Raw genomic sequence first — 16,682 nt, 5'->3', positions numbered from 1 at the left:
ATTTGGTGCAGGATTTTATATTGAAGAGGAAGTAGTGATAGTGAAGTTGCTCTTTTTTCTCTCCAATGCCAGCGCACGTAGCTGCAGAACCCCAATAACAAGTGAAAGGGCAGGCGAAGCAGCCCTTGAACATCCGGCTAACACCCTCTGAAAGGGTGTTTTTGTGCTGCTCTTAGGGTTGCAGTTTATGCTTTGATGTAGTTTGTGCCAGTGACCTTGGTTTTGCTGCAGAAAGGTGGAGAGTAACGGAGGGGAAGTTTGGAACTGTAGGAGCGATAGCGTCCGCCTTTAGGTTTGGATTTCTACCGCGAACGCGGTCAAAATCAGGAAATCCAAACCTAACAGCGGCCGGAAGTCCAAACATTCACCGCAGTTACGGCCGCACCTTTCCTAATCTTTTAACGCATGTATGCCCTCACGCTCTTAATGCATTCGACGCTCTTAACGTATTCCACGCTCACGTTGACGCTCATACTCAAGCGTCTCGGCAGCCCCAGGCACATAAACACCCTTTCCCCCTCACTCTCATATTCTATAGGCAAATGCCTTTGTAAGGGAGAGCGACAGAATGCTGAGGATTAAGCTGAACGAGCTGGGAAAAGAGAATGACAATGGTCTGATTATGGCGGAGGTATGGCGGTGGGACGGGATCGGCTGGAATGAGGCTATTTCGCAGCAGGAGGAGGATTTCATCCGAGCGGATGATGAGCTGTTCGTGACGATCCCGGCAGAAGCGGGATTATACCGCGTAGACTACTCCAAAAAGCCGCTGGAGGCGCTTATCATCCTTCCGGAGGTAGATGCCAGCGGGCTGCGGGCGGAGCTGCTGCACCCGGCTCCTTTTAAGCTTAAAGAGGGAACCCTGTGGGGCTACATTAATAACGACGGACGAACTGTGATCGAGCCCAGATACGACTATGCGGAGGATTTCCAGGAGAATGGCCTGGCGGTAGTGCAGCGCAAGAATTACAGCGGCCTGATTGACAGCTCCGGGCGGGAGAAGGTCAAACCGCTATATTCCTTTATTGCTCCGTTTGCCGAAGGGCGGGCTGTGGTTTCGGATGCTAAGGGCTACACTTTTATTGATGAAAAAGGCAAAGAGGTCACGTCCGCGCGGTATGACTATCTGAATTCGCTGCATGAAGGCCGCGCGCTGTTCTCCAAGCAGAATACAACCGGGGGGAACTCATACTACGGATATCTGGATGCCCAAGGCAAAGAGGTGCTGCCAGCGGTGTATCTGGATGCCGGGGATTTCAATGACGGAACGGCTCTGGTCAAAGTCGCTGAGGGTGAGTACGCGCTGATTGATCCCCAGGGAACGGTGCTGCATACGTACAAATATCCATTCGTGGGGTATCCGGGGGAGGGTCTGCTGGCTTTTCAGGCTACAGAGAACGGGAAATACGGTTACCTCCACACAGACGGCAGCATTGCCATCCAGCCGCAGTTTACAGCAGCCTTGCCTTTCTCCGAAGGGCGTGCGGTAATCAACACAGCAGAGAATTACGGTAATGCTTATGGCCTGATCGACAAGCAGGGCAAAGCCATTATTCCGGCAACTTACTATGAAGTCCAGCAGCTTGGTGAGAACCGGGTTGCGCTGGGAACTCCACTTTATGCCGATCAGCCGTACCGGGGCTCACGCTATGTGATCGCAGATGCGCTTACAGGAAGAATTCTCAGTACCCATCCGCTGCTCGGGGTGAACAATTATCAGAACGGGCTAGCGTCGGTGTATGATGCCAAGGATACGTATTTTATCGATAAAAGCGGTAAAAAAGCTGCCCAGCCGCCGGTCATTGCCGGCTCAGGATCGCTATCCTTCAGCGGCAACCTGATCCGTGCGGATGTAGACCAGCGTACTGCCTACTATGACCGCAGAGGCAAGCAGGTTTGGCGGCAAAATGGGGTCATTCCGCTCAGACCGCCGTATTCCGTGCTGGAGAAGAAATATAAACCGAACAGGGATTACCTGGTCTACTATCCGGTCGTGGAAGGTATTGCCATCTCCGAAGTGTCCAGAGCCGTCAATGACAAGCTGCGCAGTCTCTCACTCGCAGAAGGTGCGGGAACTGGGGGAGCGGGGCAGGATTTCAGCTATACGGGAGATTTTGCCGTATCCTTCTTCCGCAAGAATCTGCTGGTACTGGAACTCAGCGGATACCGCTTTCCATTTGGGGCGGCACATGGGATGCCGACAATGCTCTATGAGCATATCAATTTGCGCAACGGCAAATTTTACACGCTGAGTGATCTGTTCAAGCCTGGCAGCAGATATGTGCAGAAACTCAGTGATATTGTCGGAAAACAGATTGCGAATGATCCGCAGTATTCCTATGTTTTTCCGGATACGTACAAAGGCATTACGGCTGACCAGCCTTTTTATGTAGATGGCGAAGCGCTGTATCTCTATTTTGCCCCTTATGAAATTGCTCCGTATGCTGCGGGCTTTCCAACATTCCGGATTCCGTATGCCGAAATTATGGGCCTGATCTCGACAGAAGGGGAATTCTGGCAGTCCTTTCATTAAGCGGCGGCCGGTGAAATGCCGATATTAACTATAAGAACATGCGACCGTTCTGAAGAGGACGGTTTCTTGAAATATAAGAATGTATATGCTTCACGCTCTATAGATTATCCTACTATTTCTCGCTGAAACGGTACCGTCCTTATTATGGAACGGCAAGCCGTTTCCACTTTTTTGTAGAGGAACGGACAAGCCTCAGGCCTGAAGGGAAATGTCATAATTTAGAAGCGCACAGCGGGAACTTTTATGTTACAATGACTGAGGAACAAATTACAACTTTGTAACAATTGATGTCCGCAACTCTCGGCAGCCAGGTAATTCTACAACAAGAATAAGGAGATGGCAGAATGAAAAGCAAGACTTTAAGAGCAATGATAGGTGGAAGTGTAGCCGCTGTTATGGCACTTAGCATTTCACTTCCATTACAGGCAAGCGCAGCAGCTGGAGCCACTACGGCAACCGCTTCAGATACGAATTTCGCAAAATTCATGGAATATTTCACACAGTACAATTCGAAGGCATTTGTATTTGACGGGAATACGTTCACCGTATCCCAAACCGTTATTTATAAGAATCCGGTAGCGACAGCCCCGGCAGCAACAGCTAAGCCAGTGGCTACCGCTGTACCAGTAGCGACAGCTAGACCAGTAGCCACAGCTGCGCCAGTAGCAACGGCTAAGCCTGCTGTTACACCAGCACCGACGGCTGCCCCTGTGGCCACAGCTAAGCCAGTAGCTACACCAGCTCCAGCTGTCGCAGACAGCGCTTCAAGCTACATTCAGCAGGTTGTAGCCCTGGTGAACAAAGAACGCGCTGCTGCAGGACTGGCTCCTGTCTCCGCACTGGACAGCCTGAACAAAGTGGCAGCGGCCAAGGCTACGGATATGCGTACGAACAACTATTTCTCCCATACTTCCCCGACCTATGGATCGCCTTTTGATATGATGTCCGCGTTCGGTATTACTTATCAGGCAGCCGGAGAGAATATCGCAATGGGCCAGAAAACGCCGCAGGAAGTTATGACTGCCTGGATGAACAGCCCGGGCCATAAGGCTAACATTCTGAGTACGAATTTCAACTACATCGGCGTAGGCTTTGACAATAATTACTGGGTTCAAGAATTCATCGGTAAATAATATAACAACTCAACGTAAATCAACTAACCTCTTATGCTTCATTTGTAAGGCTTCACTCGTCCTCCGGCTTGCCGGGGGACTTTTTTTGAGGTTTAGGAAATATCACAATCGTCTATGGTGGATAATAGTGGAGCGGGAATGACACTTGAAGAATGAACTCGATAGGCCCGGGCTTTGCTGGGAAATGAAATTAGTTGGATTTTGTCCATCTGCTGAAGAAGCAATGGACCGCGTTAAAACCATAGTTGGAAAAACAACACTTAAATTATGTCCTTTCACCCAAAGTAGCGAAAACTTACATTATTAGATGTTGTTTATCCACTTGCTTCCGTCCACTGCTCAGAAATTGACGAATTTTAGATACATTTTTCCACTTGTGAGAGTGGATGGAGCTTTGCGGTTTCGCACGATCAGCGCAGCGCTATAGTGCCGCCCTGCCTGCTCCACACCGTTTAGGTGGAAGCGGCGGAGGGGATTTTGGAACTGTAGGAGCGGACAACAGCGGCCGGAAGCCCAAAATCACCGCAGCCGCGCCCATCACCTAAACCCCCCGCTTTATTTGCAAATTAAGCAAAGAAGAATTATGTTTATCTACATAGTTAAGAAGTTTGTAAAATGTGGAACAATGGAGAATAGATCGGCATACGGAGGGATAGCATTGAACGATTCCAAATGGACCTGGAGGGCAGTGGGCCTGGTATCCATCCTGGCAACTTTACTTTTAATTATAGGGTTTGTGTACGCGGTAAGCGATATTATCAACCCCAAAGGGGAGACACTCCTGTCTTCCCTCCCGCAGGAAACAGCTGCACCGACAGCAGCGGCAACGGATGAATTGAACATACTGGCGCTGGGGGATTCTCTGGCCAAAGGGACCGGCGACAATTCCGGACAGGGGTTTGTGAAGCGTACGCTGGAGGCGTTATCGGCGGACGGAGGCAAGGCGGAGCTGCTCGGCAACATGGGCATTAACGGCTTAACCACAGCCGGACTGCAGAGCAAGCTTCAGGAGGAGGGTGTACAGTACGCGCTGCGCCAGGCGAATGTAATCCTGATCTCTATAGGCGGCAATGACCTGTTCCGAGGCTCGGATATTATGGGATCAGGCAGCAGTAGCGGAGAGGCAGCATCGTCAGCAGATACGGAGAATCCTACGAACGGAATAGCACCGCTCGGGACTGAATCCGCTGCGAATAACACGGTAGAAGGTTCAGCACCCGTGCCTACAGCCTCCACCGACGAATTGACTCCCGAGTCTCTGCTCTCGGCTCTGCCTGATGCATCGGGGCGGCTGGGCAGTATTCTTGACACCATTGCCGGGATTAATCCGCAGGCACAGATTTATTACGTGGGATTGTATAATCCCTTCGGAGATATTGCGGACCTGCTGGTTCCGGGCAATCAGGCTGTAACTGCCTGGAACAATGCAGCGATGGATATCATCAACACCCATAGCAATATGACACTCGTTCCGACCTTCGATTTGTTCAACCGGCATCTGAACAAGTATCTCTCGAATGATCATTTCCACCCCAACGGGGACGGTTATCAGCGGATAAGTGAACGGATTGTACAAGCTGTGCACTAGTAAGGAACACAGGGATTGGAATGGAGCCAGAACAGGAGCATTGTGAACAGAAATGAGTGCAGCAAGGAGTTGGATATCGATGGCTAAACCAATGCAAGAAGCCTCAGGGGAGGTAGTCCTGTCCGTACAAGGGGTCCGCAAAAAAATAGGCCGTAAATGGATCATAGATGATGTTACGTTTGACGTCCGGAAAGGCGAGATATTCGGTTTCCTGGGTCCCAATGGTGCCGGCAAAACAACGACAATTCGTATGCTGGTTGACCTGATCCGGCCAAGTGAAGGAACAATTACCGTCTGCGGCTACAATGTAAACCGTGACCCGGAAAAAGCATTGCAATACGTAGGCTCCATCGTCGAAAATCCCGAGGTATATACCTATCTGACAGGCTGGGAGAACCTGCAGCATTTCGCCCGCATGCAGCCCGGTGTGGACAAGGCGAGGATTGCCGAGGTTGTGGATATTGTACGGCTGGATCAGCGAATTCATGACAAGGTGAGCACGTATTCACTGGGGATGCGCCAGCGGCTGGGCATTGCCCAGGCACTCTTGGGCCGGCCACGGCTGCTGATTCTCGATGAGCCGACGAACGGCCTGGACCCGAAGGGCATCAAGGAGCTGCGCGAATTCATCCGCAAGCTGGCGGATGAAGGGCTGGCCGTGTTCGTCTCCAGCCATCTGCTGAGCGAGATTCAGCTGCTGTGCGACCGTGTGGCGATCATCAGTAAAGGGCGGGTACTCGCCGTGGGCGGTGTGGACGAGCTCGTTGCCCGCAATTCTCCATACGTCCTGTGGGAGCTGGAGCCGCTGAAGCAGGCAAGAGAACTATTAAACAGCCGGCCGGATATCCGTCTGCTGGAGCTGGATGAGGTAACACTGGACGACTCCATTATCGCAGGCATGGGAGAGAATTCCCTGATCACGGTTATGGAAGAGGAGCTAATCCCGGAAATTGTCGCCGTACTGGTTACAGATGAGGTGGAGGTCCGGGCTGTGCATAAAATCAACCCAACACTGGAACAGCTATTCTTGAAGCTAACGGAAGGTGAAACTATTGACTAACCTGCTGCCGCTCATCCGCAATGAGTGCCTCAAAATCATAAAAAAGAAACGGTTTTATGTCATCCTGCTGATTCTGCTTGTGCTTGTGCCTATGTTTACCTATGCACAGATGCGGATAGCAGAACGGAGCCGGGATAAGTTTAACTCTGACTGGAGGCTGGAGGTCCAGCAGCAGATTACCGATAACCAGAACTCCCTCGGCAGCGACCGGATTCCGGAAGAATGGAAGTCATACCGGAGGATTTTTGTTCAGCAGCTGCAGTATTATCTGGATCACGATGTGAACCCGAACGAGCCAAGCGGCGTTACCTTTACCCGTGAGTTTCTGGACAATTCCGTATCCCTGTTCATTCCTCTGCTGATTATGGCGGTGGCCTCGGATCTGGTCTCAGGAGAGAGAACAACAGGAACGATCAAGATGCTGCTGACGCGTCCGGTCAAACGCTGGAAGGTGCTGTTCAGTAAAATGACGGCCCTCATGATGTTTGTCTCCTTAATCGTCCTGTCTGCTTTTATCATCAGCTACCTGGTGTCAGGGCTGGCTTTTGGATATAAAGGATTCGATGTTCCGGTGTTCACTGGCTTTCAGCTAAGCGGGGATACGGTCGATATGACCACGGTTCACGCCGTGCCGCAATGGAAATACCTGCTGATGCAGGGCGGTCTGATCTGGTTCGTCAGCGTAGTTGTTGCTCTGCTGGCCTTCATGGTGTCGGTTCTGGTACGCAGTACGGCAGCCAGTATCGTGGTGATGATGGCGGCGCTGATTGCAGGCACGATCCTGACGAATATGGCTTCAGCCTGGACTGCGGCCAAATATTTATTTATGGTTAATATGGGGCTTACCGGGTATTTAGCAGGTACTCCCGCACCGATTGAGGGCATGACACTGGCATTTTCGATGGCGGTATTGGCGATTTGGGGACTGGCTGCAGTAATCATTTCATTCGCCGTCTTTACGAAACGGGATATTTTGAATTAGAATGTACAAAGTGAACGAAAACGTTTGTTTGCATTTTATAGAGATAGTGACACAAGAAGGAGGAGCATGAATGCTCGAACAGATCGATATGTTTGCAAAAGTCTCTAAGAACGCCGAAGTTGGCCGGACTGGATACGATGCTGACGACATTCAGGTGCTCGAAGGTCTGGTTGCGGTCCGCAAACGGCCCGGCATGTATATTGGCAGTACGAGTTCCTCGGGACTGCACCATTTAGTATGGGAAATAGTGGACAATGCCGTAGATGAGCATTTGGCCAAGTTTTGCTCGAAGATTGATATCACACTCCGCAAGGACGGATCGGTCACCGTAATTGACAACGGACGGGGAATTCCGACCGGAATGCACAAGACGGGAGTGCCGACTCCGCAGGTTGTTTTCACCATTCTGCATGCGGGTGGTAAATTCGGAGGCTCCGGCTATAAGAAATCGGGCGGTCTGCACGGCGTAGGGGCATCAGTAACCAATGCTTTGTCCGAGTGGCTGGAAGTGGAGATTTACCGTGAAGGCAAGATCCACCGGCAACGCTTCGAATATTGGGTCGACAAAAACGGGAAAGAACATGTCGGCGAGCCTGTGACTGGCCTTGAGGTACTGGGAAATACGAATAAGACCGGTTCGAAGATCACCTTCAAGCCGGATATTCGCGTCTTCCCGACTGGCATTTCACTGAATTACGATACACTTGCGGAACGGGTGCAGGAGATCGCCTTCCTGAACTCGGGCCTGCGGATCAACCTCAGCGATGAGCGGAGCGGGCGGCAGGATGAGTTCTTTTATGAGGGCGGCGCGAGCCAGTTTGTACAGTTCCTCAATGAGGGTAAGGATGTCTTGCATGATGTGGTTCATTTCAGCTCCGAGAAGGATGAGATTGAAGTGGAAATTGCGCTGCAATACAATGCGGGGTACACGGAGACCATTGCTTCTTTCGTCAACTCGATTCCTACGCGCAGCGGCGGGACGCATGAGACCGGCTTCAAGACAGCCTATACACGTGTGCTGAACGACTATGCCCGGCGGACGCAGCTGCTTAAGGAGAAGGATAAGAATCTGGAGGGCAATGATCTCCGCGAGGGAATGATGGCGGTCATCAGCATTAAGATGTCGGATGTGGAATTTGTCGGACAGACGAAGGATCAGCTGGGAAGTGCTTCTGCCCGCAGTGCCGTGGACTTTATTGTCTCGGAGAAAATGGCGCGCTTCCTCGAGGAGAATCCCCAGGTCGCGCAGAGCCTGCTCAAGAAATCGATCCAGGCTTCCAAGGCGCGCGAAGCGGCCCGCAAAGCCCGCGATGAAATCCGCAGCGGCAAGAAACGCAGCGAGAGCTCGAATCTTGGCGGCAAGCTGTCGCCTGCACAATCCAAGGATGTTACGCGTACCGAAATCTTCATCGTAGAAGGCGACTCCGCCGGAGGCTCAGCCAAGCAGGGCCGTGATTCGAAGATTCAGGCCATTCTTCCTCTGAAGGGGAAGCCGATGAATCCGGAGAAGGCCAAGCTGCTGGATATCTTGAAGAACGATGAATACAAGGCGATTATATCGGCGATTGGTGCGGGCATAGGTCCTGATTTTGCCGTGGAAGACAGCAATTATTCCAAAATTATCATTATGACCGATGCCGATACGGACGGTGCGCATATTCAGGTGCTGCTGCTGACCTTCTTCTACCGCTACATGAAGCCTCTGATCGATGCCGGCAAGGTCTTCATTGCCCAGCCTCCGCTGTATAAGCTGACGCGTAAATCGGGTAAGCTGGAAACCGTCCGCTACGCCTGGAGTGATGAGGAGCTGCAGAATTACCTGAAGGAATTCGGCAAGAATTTCGAGCTGCAGCGGTACAAGGGACTCGGTGAGATGAACCCGGACCAGCTGTGGGAAACAACGATGAATCCGGATTCCCGCACGCTGCTGCAGGTGCAGATCGAGGATGCCGCCAAGGCGGAACGCCGCGTCTCCACACTGATGGGCGACAAGGTTGATCCGCGTAAGCGCTGGATCGTCGAGAACGTCGACTTTACAGAGATAGTAGAGTAGGGGTTAGTGGGGAAGTAACGATTACTTCCGCTGTTTTTAATTTTTTGATGATCGGTTTACGCGCAGCGGTTGGTTCTTGAATTCAATGGATGGTGAACTATGTCTTGATAAACTGATACAAGGGAAAGTAACGGAGGGGATTTTGGAACTGTAGGAGCGTTAGCGTCCGCCTTTGTATTTAGATTTCATCCGCTATATAGCTTGAACTGAAGAAGACAATAACAGATGAGAATAACGGAGGGGAATTTTGGAACTGTAGGAGCGACAGCGTCCGCCTTTGTCACCGGATTTCAATCGCTATAAGCGGTAAGAATCAAGAAATCCGGAGACAACAGCGGCCGGAAGTCCAAACATTCACCGCAGTTATGAACAACATCTCATTGGATTCATTTTAAGTTCAATCTATTAAGCGTATGACTAGAATCTAAATATAACAGCGGCCGAAAGTCCAAACTCACCGCAGTTACGACTTACCTGTTATCAAAATTTTGTTTGGTTTTTGAATTTAATAACGCAAGAGCGCAGCGGTCAGATCATCAATATTTAAAGACGTGGACAGATTGAGGAACAGAAGGTGAATAGGGAATGAGCAGTTTATCAGAGCAATTTTTGCCGGCTTTTCTGGAAGAGGTCGTTGGTGACCGATTTGGCCGGTATTCCAAATATATCATTCAGGACCGGGCGATTCCGGACGTCCGCGACGGGCTGAAGCCCGTGCAGCGCCGGATTCTGTACGCGATGTACGATTCGGGCAACACGCCGGATAAGCCATACCGCAAGTCGGCCAAAACAGTCGGTGACGTCATGGGTAACTACCATCCCCATGGAGATTCCTCGATCTACGACGGGATGGTCCGGATGGCTCAGCCCTGGAAGATGGGACATGTGCTTGTCGACGGACACGGCAACTGGGGTTCAATGGATGATGACCCTGCAGCAGCTATGCGTTATACAGAAGCGCGCCTGTCTCCAATCGCTTTGGAGATGATGCGTGATATTGAAAAACGCACCGTGCTTTTCAAAGACAATTTCGATAATACGGCAAAGGAGCCGGTCGTGGTTCCATCCCGGTATCCGAATCTGCTTGTCAACGGGACGAGCGGGATCTCTGCCGGGTTCGCCACGGAAATTCCGCCGCATAACCTGCGTGAAGTCATCGATGCCTGTATCGCTGTCATGCAGAAGCCGGACATCGCGCTGGAGGACATCATGACCTTCATCAAAGGTCCAGACTTCCCTACGGGCGGAACGATTATGGGCGGCGATGGCATTATGGATGCGTACCGTACTGGTAAAGGCCGCATCTACCTGCGTTCGAAGACGGAGATTGAGAACCTGCGCGGCGGCAAGCAGCAGATTGTTATTACCGAAGTGCCTTTCCAGATTGTGAAGTCACGGCTCGTGACCTCCATGGAGAACATCCGCCTGGAGAAGAAGATCGAAGGCATTGCCGAAGTCCGCGACGAGAGTGGCCGTGAGGGTCTGCGGATTGTGGTTGAGCTGAAGAAGGAAGCCGATGCGAATGGTATTCTGGCCTACCTGCTCAAAAAAACCGATCTGCAGATCACCTATAACTTCAACATGGTGGCCATCGTTAACAAGGCTCCGCAGCAGCTCGGCCTGAAGTCGATCCTTGAAGCCTATATCGCCCATCAGCGTGAAGTGGTTACCCACCGCACCCAGTTTGATCTGGAGCGTGCAGAGGACCGGGCCCATGTCCTGGAAGGGCTGGTTAAAGCTCTGAACATTCTGGATGAAGTCATCGCCGCAATCAAGGCATCGAAGAATCGCCAGGATGCCCAGAATAATCTCGTGTGGATGTTCGGCTTCAGCGAACGCCAGGCCGATTCGATCCTTACCTTGCAGTTATACCGGTTAACCAATCTGGAGATTCATTCGCTCCAGAAGGAGCTTGATGAGATGCATGCCAAGATTGCTGTCCTGCAGGGCATTCTGGACAGTGACAAGAAGCTGGTGGCCGTCATCCGCAAAGAACTGCTCGAGATCCGTGATAAATACGGGATCGACCGCCGTTCACTGATTCAGGGTGAAGTGGAGGAATTGAAGGTCAGCATGGAGGTTCTCGTGAATGCCGAGGATGTGCTGGTCGCCATTTCTGAGGGTGGCTATATCAAGCGGACAGGCATGCCATCCTTCACCCGTTCAGGCGGAGAGCGCCACGCATCGGGTGTCAAGGACGGCGACCATATCGTCAGGCTGTTGGACCTGAATACCCGGGACAGCCTGCTTGTGTTCACCCGCAAGGGCCAATACTTCCTGCTTCCGGTTCATCAGATACCGGAATTCAAATGGAAGGAGCCTGGTACGGCGATTGTGAACGTGATCGGTCTCGCCAAGGGTGATGGCATTGTCAGTGTGCTGCCGGTCGGCAACCTGGAGGACCCGCTGGCAAGTCTGGTCTTCGTCACCCGTAAGGGGCAGGTGAAGCGTACAGAGCTCAAGGAGTACTCTACAAGCCGTTCCGGAGCCGTAGCCGCCTGTAAGGTAGCTGACGGTGATGAGATCATTACAGTGGCGCTGAGCAGCGGAGACAAGGACATCGTGCTTGTGACCCGTGAAGGGATGAGTATCCGCTTCCGGGAGAGTGAAGTTAACCCTATGGGCCGTGTGGCCACAGGGGTAAGAGGGATTCAGTTGCGAGAAGGCGACGAGGTCGTCTCCAGCTTCTGGGTCAGTGAGGACGAAGGGGAGATTCTTGCGGTTACCGAGATTGGCTATGCCAAACGCTCTCTATTGCTGGATTACCCTTCACAGAGCCGCGGAGGCAAAGGGATGCCGACATTCGAGTTCAAAGAAGGCAAACGGGTTCGCCCGAACGGCAGCAGACTTGTGGGGGCCTTCTACTGCAAAGAGCCGGTGGAGCTGACCGCTATCACCCAGAGCGGTGCGGTTCATACCTTCTCCTCCGAATCGGCACCGATTGGTGAGCGCCGTTCCATCGGCAAGCAGCTGGTTGCTGTCGAGAAGAAGGATGAGATCATCAGCCTGTACCCGGCAGTCAAATAGCCGGGGCAGAAGCTTATAATATTAATTAATTTAAACGGCGTCCGGCTGCTCAATTTTAAAGAGCTCCGAACGCCGTCTATTTGTATTAACCTGGGATTTACAAGTTTGATCAGGCAACGGAGAATTACACGGTTCGCTCCGAGACACGTCAAACAGTGTATAGAATGATTACTTTTGCAGGTATTACAACTTAGATTCATGGATTCCAAGGTATAATCAGCAGTCACTCCATCACCACCACAAACAGCGGGTTCATTGAGAAATCTGTAAGTGCGTACCTTAAATTCACTAGCGGCCGTGATTTTATTTTTTTCTTTTGCAGGAAATGGAATTTATTTCGCGAAAATGTTTAGGTATACCGGATAGAGATCCGCAGGGAAAGGAAGGAATAAGTGTGCACTCCACTGAATTCAGTAAAATCTGGCATAAGATATTAAAGGACTATAAGCTACATATGGATAGCAAGCTTGCCCCTACACTGACCGATGCCCAGCTTACCGTACTGGAATTGCTGCAGGAACGTGACGCGATGAAACCTTCTGATTTGGCTCCGCATCTGGCCACCAGCCCGGCGGCTGTAACTATGCTGCTTGACCGGATGGAGAAACATAATCTGATTATCCGTGAACGCGATGCCTCCGACAGGCGGATCGTCTGGGTAAGCATCACCGAGACTGGCAAGAACGAGACCTCTCGCGGACTGAAGATCCGCAGCGATTTTTTTGCCGAAGCGCTCGATCCCATTTCATCACATAACCAGCAGCTGCTGCTCTATCTGATGGGGAAGATGGCGGTAGCTCCGGCTCCGGAAGGTTCGACTCCTTAATAGATGTCCAGTGTTGACCTCATATAGATGCATACACACAAAAGCAGGCTGTCCGTTACCGGATAGCCTGCTTTTGGTTCTGCGGGGTCCACAGATTCCAGGGATAGGTCTGTGGAGGCAGGGAGATCAATTCAACTTCCTCTTTGGTCACCGGATGCGGGAACCCGACAAGTGCTGACCACAGCGCAATCTGCTGGCCGGGTCTGTTCACTGCGGCCCCATACTTCTGATCTCCGTACAGCGGGCAGCCGATGCCGCTCAGCTGTACGCGGATCTGGTGGGAGCGTCCGGTAAGCAGATCGATCTTGAGTAGGGTGTAGCCCTCAGCGCTGCCGAGCACCGTATAATCGAGAATCGCTTCCTTGCCTCCCGGTGTTCCTGTGCGGACAATACTGACCGTGTTGCTCCGCTCATCCTTCAGCAGCGTATTAATCAGCCGGCCCTGGGAGGCAGGGGGCTTGCCATGAACGACGGTCAGGTACACCTTGTGGAAGGCGTGTGTGCGAACACTCTCAGACAGCCGTGAGGCTGCCTTCGAAGTCTTGGCGAAGATCATCGCGCCGCCTACAGGCCGGTCCAGCCGGTGAACGAGGCCCATGAAGACATTCCCCGGCTTGGCGAAACGTTCCTTCACATCTTCCTTCAGCAGGGTCAGCAGATCCGCATCGCCTGTAGCATCCTCCTGCACCGGAATATTAACGGGCTTCACGATGCCGAGCAGATGGTTGTCCTCATACAGAATTTCAAACCGGGATTGTCCGCTGCCGGACACCCCGGATGTTCCGTTGTTCTGCGCGGTCATGGCTTACGCCTCCCAGCGGCCCAGAATTCCGCAAGGCAGATTCATGCCTGAGGAGGTGATCGGCAGTCCGATCTCACCGGAGGTAAGCTTACCGCCGTAGCGCTTGCCCATCGTCATCGACAGCATGTTGCGCAGTACGGTAGGTGAAATGCCGGTAGTGTAGGAGTTAATCAGCATGAACAGGGGCCGATCGCTCATAATCTCCATGCAGCTCTCCAGGAACGGATAGAGACTGGCTTCGAGCTTCCACATTTCGCCGCCCGGGCCTCTTCCGTAGGAAGGCGGGTCCATGATAATCGCATCATATTTGCTGCCGCGGCGCTGTTCACGCTGCACGAACTTGAATACATCATCTGTAATGTAGCGGACCGGCTTGTCGGCAAGCCCGGATAAGGCTACATTCTCCTTGGCCCACTGAACCATACCCTTAGCTGCATCGACATGAACTACGGAGGCTCCGGCACTTGCCGCTGCAACGGTTGCTCCGCCGGTATATGCGAACAGGTTAAGCACGGAAATTGGGCGGTTAGCCGCAGCGATCTTGTCCATCATCCAGCGCCAGTTGGCCGCCTGCTCAGGGAAGAGACCCGTGTGCTTAAAGTTCGTCGGACGGAGATGGAACTTCAGCTTGCCGTAGCTGATTTTCCAGTCATCCGGAATGCTTTTCTTCATTTCCCATTGCCCGCCCCCGGCGGAACTGCGGTGATAGTGTCCGTGCACATCACGCCATTTGGCACTCTCGCTGGCCAGCGGCCAGATGATTTGCGGATCCGGGCGGCGCAGGATAATATCGCCCCAGCGTTCCAGCTTTTCTCCGCCACCGGTATCAATCACTTCATAGTCCTTCCAGTCACTTGCTATATACATTATTAATCCATCCTTCAAAAAGTCATTTAGCCTTTATTGTACAACATTTAAGCCTGCTGCTACAAACAAATTGGTTGCAAAGCTGCGACTCTTCTCATTTTAGCCAAGAGATCACCGGTGTATGATATTGCCATAAAAGTATAGGAGAGCAGGCTGAACCGTGGCAGTTTCGAAGACAAAGTCCCGGATGACCGTGCAGGTAGTGCTGCTGGCACTTCCTGCACGGATTGTGTATGATCAGATTACACGTGGACCGACGGAATTAGTAAACAGTTCCCGGAAGATATCAGGCTTCGTGACAAGATCAAACCCAATAGTGAATTTACTACAGGCTATTAAAATATATCAGCTTAGGCGCAGATGAACGGCTAACTCCGTCCCTTGCAGCCTGAGCATAACGAAGGTGAGGCCGGATGTTATGTTCAACCTCTCGGAGTTGTACCATCCGATTACAGCGAACCCGGCCGGAGGCGGCGAGTACCGGCCCGGCAGGCTGCTGCAGCCGTACATCCGTTGTTTCTGGGGTTCTGTATCACCAACGGCGGAACCGCTGGATGCACAGTCCGTTGGAATTACAGAAGGGAATAACGGAGCAGATATAAGTGAAACTGAAAGTGAAAGTAAAAGTGTTTTCAGTAACCGGCCGGAAACGATCATACCGGATAGTTGTATGGACATCATATGGGAATGGGACGAGCGTACAGGGGAGTCTGGCGGGATTTTTTGCGGCATTAACGATGCCCCGTTTGAAGTGGGACAAGCCCGCCAGCCTGCGGGGAAACAGCGTTTCGCCATCCGGTTTCATTTCTGGGCGGTTCATCTGTTTGCAGATGAGCAGCTGCAGGATGTGCTGAATGTTCATGCTCCGGTGGAGCAATACTTCCGTTCCTTCCGTATGGAGCTGGGAGACAAGCTGCGGGGGACTCACACGATGTCTGAACGCATCGCCATCGCAGAGGTATTCCTCCTGCGGAGACTGGATTATGCCGGCCGCAGCAGTGACGGGATGATGAATGCTGTCCACAGGATGCTTAAATCCCGCGGGGTGGTGAGTGCAGGGGAGCTGGAGCTTAGCTCTGGCCTTAGCAGCCGCCAGCTTGAACGCCTGTTCCGCCGGCATATCGGACTTCCTCCCAAAAAGGTGGCAGATCTTGTCCGCTTCCAGAATGCCTGGCTGGAGCTGTACCGGACTCCGCTGCACAGAGGCGGGCTGCAGGATATTGTATTTGCTTACGGCTACAGCCACCAGTCGCATTTCATCAACAATTTCCGCAAATTCGCCGGCAGAACGCCGCTGGATGCCCTGAGCTATGCGCGGAGCTGAATGTCGTTTTTTTGCAATACAGGCCCGGCAGGGCAGAAGTACAATGAGTTCAGACAGGCTAATCACGGCCGGATCATAATACAGCTACAGAACGGAAGGAGATTTAACTTATGATAACAAGTTTTGACGGCATCAATCTGTACAGCAAGGACCCGGCGGCGCTCGCGGCATTCTATTCCGAGGTGCTGGGAGTCCCGATTCCGTTTGAAGGCTTTGGACAGTATGACGGCGCGAAGATTGGTTTCGACCGCAGACAGCCGGGGCTGATTATCTGGGACGAGAGCAAATGGGGCAAGCACACGACAGGAGTCGTTAATCTGGTATTCTCCTGCAGCAGCCTGGATGAAACCTATGAGCAGCTTAAGGGGAAAGGGCTGGATTGTCAGCCTCCGGTGACGATGGAATACGGCGGGAAAGAAATGAATTTCCGAGATCCGGACGGCAACGGCATTACCCTGCTTGAAGGCGGATATTTGGAGGTTTAGCG

General features: G+C 52.2%; 12 protein-coding genes. 10 read left to right on the top strand and 2 right to left on the bottom strand.

Annotated features, from left to right (window positions below; translation table 11 throughout):
* Positions 1-568: 568 nt before the first annotated feature.
* The 8 genes from R50912_RS20710 to R50912_RS20675 all read left to right on the top strand — a co-directional run bounded on the left by R50912_RS20710 (position 569) and on the right by R50912_RS20675 (position 13,202).
* Positions 569-2,533, top strand: a complete 1,965-nt coding sequence (locus R50912_RS20710; protein WP_042237539.1) for a WG repeat-containing protein — start codon at positions 569-571, stop codon at positions 2,531-2,533.
* Between the two features lie 344 nt (positions 2,534-2,877).
* Complete coding sequence (locus R50912_RS20705) at positions 2,878-3,666, top strand: CAP domain-containing protein (protein ID WP_042237537.1); 789 nt, start codon at positions 2,878-2,880, stop codon at positions 3,664-3,666.
* A 658-nt stretch (positions 3,667-4,324) separates the two neighbouring features.
* Positions 4,325-5,254 carry a GDSL-type esterase/lipase family protein gene (locus tag R50912_RS20700; RefSeq protein ID WP_052416578.1) on the top strand — a complete coding sequence of 310 codons (930 nt, stop codon included), beginning with the start codon at positions 4,325-4,327 and terminating at the stop codon, positions 5,252-5,254.
* Between the two features lie 91 nt (positions 5,255-5,345).
* Positions 5,346-6,314, top strand: a complete 969-nt coding sequence (locus tag R50912_RS20695) for an ABC transporter ATP-binding protein (RefSeq protein ID WP_042242878.1) — start codon at positions 5,346-5,348, stop codon at positions 6,312-6,314.
* Positions 6,307-7,296, top strand: a complete 990-nt coding sequence (locus tag R50912_RS20690; protein ID WP_042237534.1) for an ABC transporter permease — start codon at positions 6,307-6,309, stop codon at positions 7,294-7,296. Before R50912_RS20695 ends, R50912_RS20690 begins: the two co-directional genes overlap by 8 nt.
* Positions 7,297-7,366: 70 nt before the next feature.
* The gene (parE, locus tag R50912_RS20685; protein WP_042237532.1) at positions 7,367-9,349 is read left to right on the top strand and encodes a DNA topoisomerase IV subunit B; all 1,983 of its coding nucleotides are present in this window, start codon (positions 7,367-7,369) and stop codon (positions 9,347-9,349) included.
* Between the two features lie 585 nt (positions 9,350-9,934).
* The gene (gene gyrA, locus R50912_RS20680) at positions 9,935-12,376 is read left to right on the top strand and encodes a DNA gyrase subunit A (protein WP_042237530.1); all 2,442 of its coding nucleotides are present in this window, start codon (positions 9,935-9,937) and stop codon (positions 12,374-12,376) included.
* A 394-nt stretch (positions 12,377-12,770) separates the two neighbouring features.
* Positions 12,771-13,202 carry a MarR family winged helix-turn-helix transcriptional regulator gene (locus tag R50912_RS20675; protein WP_042237528.1) on the top strand — a complete coding sequence of 144 codons (432 nt, stop codon included), beginning with the start codon at positions 12,771-12,773 and terminating at the stop codon, positions 13,200-13,202.
* 55 nt (positions 13,203-13,257) lie between these two features.
* On the opposite strand, the gene R50912_RS20670 is transcribed toward R50912_RS20675, so the two are convergent.
* Positions 13,258-14,004: an RluA family pseudouridine synthase gene (locus R50912_RS20670; RefSeq protein ID WP_042237526.1), complete on the bottom strand. Its 747-nt coding sequence runs from the start codon at positions 14,002-14,004 to the stop codon at positions 13,258-13,260.
* Between the two features lie 3 nt (positions 14,005-14,007).
* A complete protein-coding gene (locus R50912_RS20665) occupies positions 14,008-14,871 on the bottom strand; it encodes a class I SAM-dependent methyltransferase (protein WP_042237524.1) in 864 nt (287 codons plus the stop codon).
* A gap of 418 nt (positions 14,872-15,289) precedes the next feature.
* Between R50912_RS20665 and R50912_RS20660 the strand changes: the two genes are divergently transcribed.
* Together R50912_RS20660 and R50912_RS20655 are read left to right on the top strand one after the other, a co-directional pair.
* Complete coding sequence (locus R50912_RS20660) at positions 15,290-16,195, top strand: helix-turn-helix domain-containing protein (RefSeq protein WP_042237523.1); 906 nt, start codon at positions 15,290-15,292, stop codon at positions 16,193-16,195.
* A 110-nt stretch (positions 16,196-16,305) separates the two neighbouring features.
* Positions 16,306-16,680 (top strand): VOC family protein, encoded by a 375-nt coding sequence (locus tag R50912_RS20655; RefSeq protein WP_042237521.1) that lies wholly within the window; start codon positions 16,306-16,308, stop codon positions 16,678-16,680.
* The last annotated feature ends 2 nt before the right edge of the window (positions 16,681-16,682 follow it).

Source organism: Paenibacillus sp. FSL R5-0912 (assembly GCF_000758605.1).
Lineage (GTDB): Bacteria > Bacillota > Bacilli > Paenibacillales > Paenibacillaceae > Paenibacillus_AQ.
Note: the sequence above shows the minus strand (reverse complement) of the source record. Positions and strands in the feature narration are given on the sequence as shown.

Excerpts from the sequence above, each read along its gene's own strand:
- R50912_RS20710 (WP_042237539.1), top strand. The coding sequence starts at position 569 with ATGCTGAGGATTAAGCTGAACGAGCTGGGAAAAGAGAATGACAATGGT.
- R50912_RS20705 (WP_042237537.1), top strand. The coding sequence starts at position 2,878 with ATGAAAAGCAAGACTTTAAGAGCAATGATAGGTGGAAGTGTAGCCGCT.
- R50912_RS20695 (WP_042242878.1), top strand. The coding sequence starts at position 5,346 with ATGCAAGAAGCCTCAGGGGAGGTAGTCCTGTCCGTACAAGGGGTCCGC.
- parE (WP_042237532.1), top strand. The coding sequence starts at position 7,367 with ATGCTCGAACAGATCGATATGTTTGCAAAAGTCTCTAAGAACGCCGAA.
- gyrA (WP_042237530.1), top strand. The coding sequence starts at position 9,935 with ATGAGCAGTTTATCAGAGCAATTTTTGCCGGCTTTTCTGGAAGAGGTC.
- R50912_RS20670 (WP_042237526.1), bottom strand. The coding sequence starts at position 14,004 with ATGACCGCGCAGAACAACGGAACATCCGGGGTGTCCGGCAGCGGACAA.
- R50912_RS20665 (WP_042237524.1), bottom strand. The coding sequence starts at position 14,871 with ATGTATATAGCAAGTGACTGGAAGGACTATGAAGTGATTGATACCGGT.
- R50912_RS20660 (WP_042237523.1), top strand. The coding sequence starts at position 15,290 with ATGTTCAACCTCTCGGAGTTGTACCATCCGATTACAGCGAACCCGGCC.
- R50912_RS20655 (WP_042237521.1), top strand. The coding sequence starts at position 16,306 with ATGATAACAAGTTTTGACGGCATCAATCTGTACAGCAAGGACCCGGCG.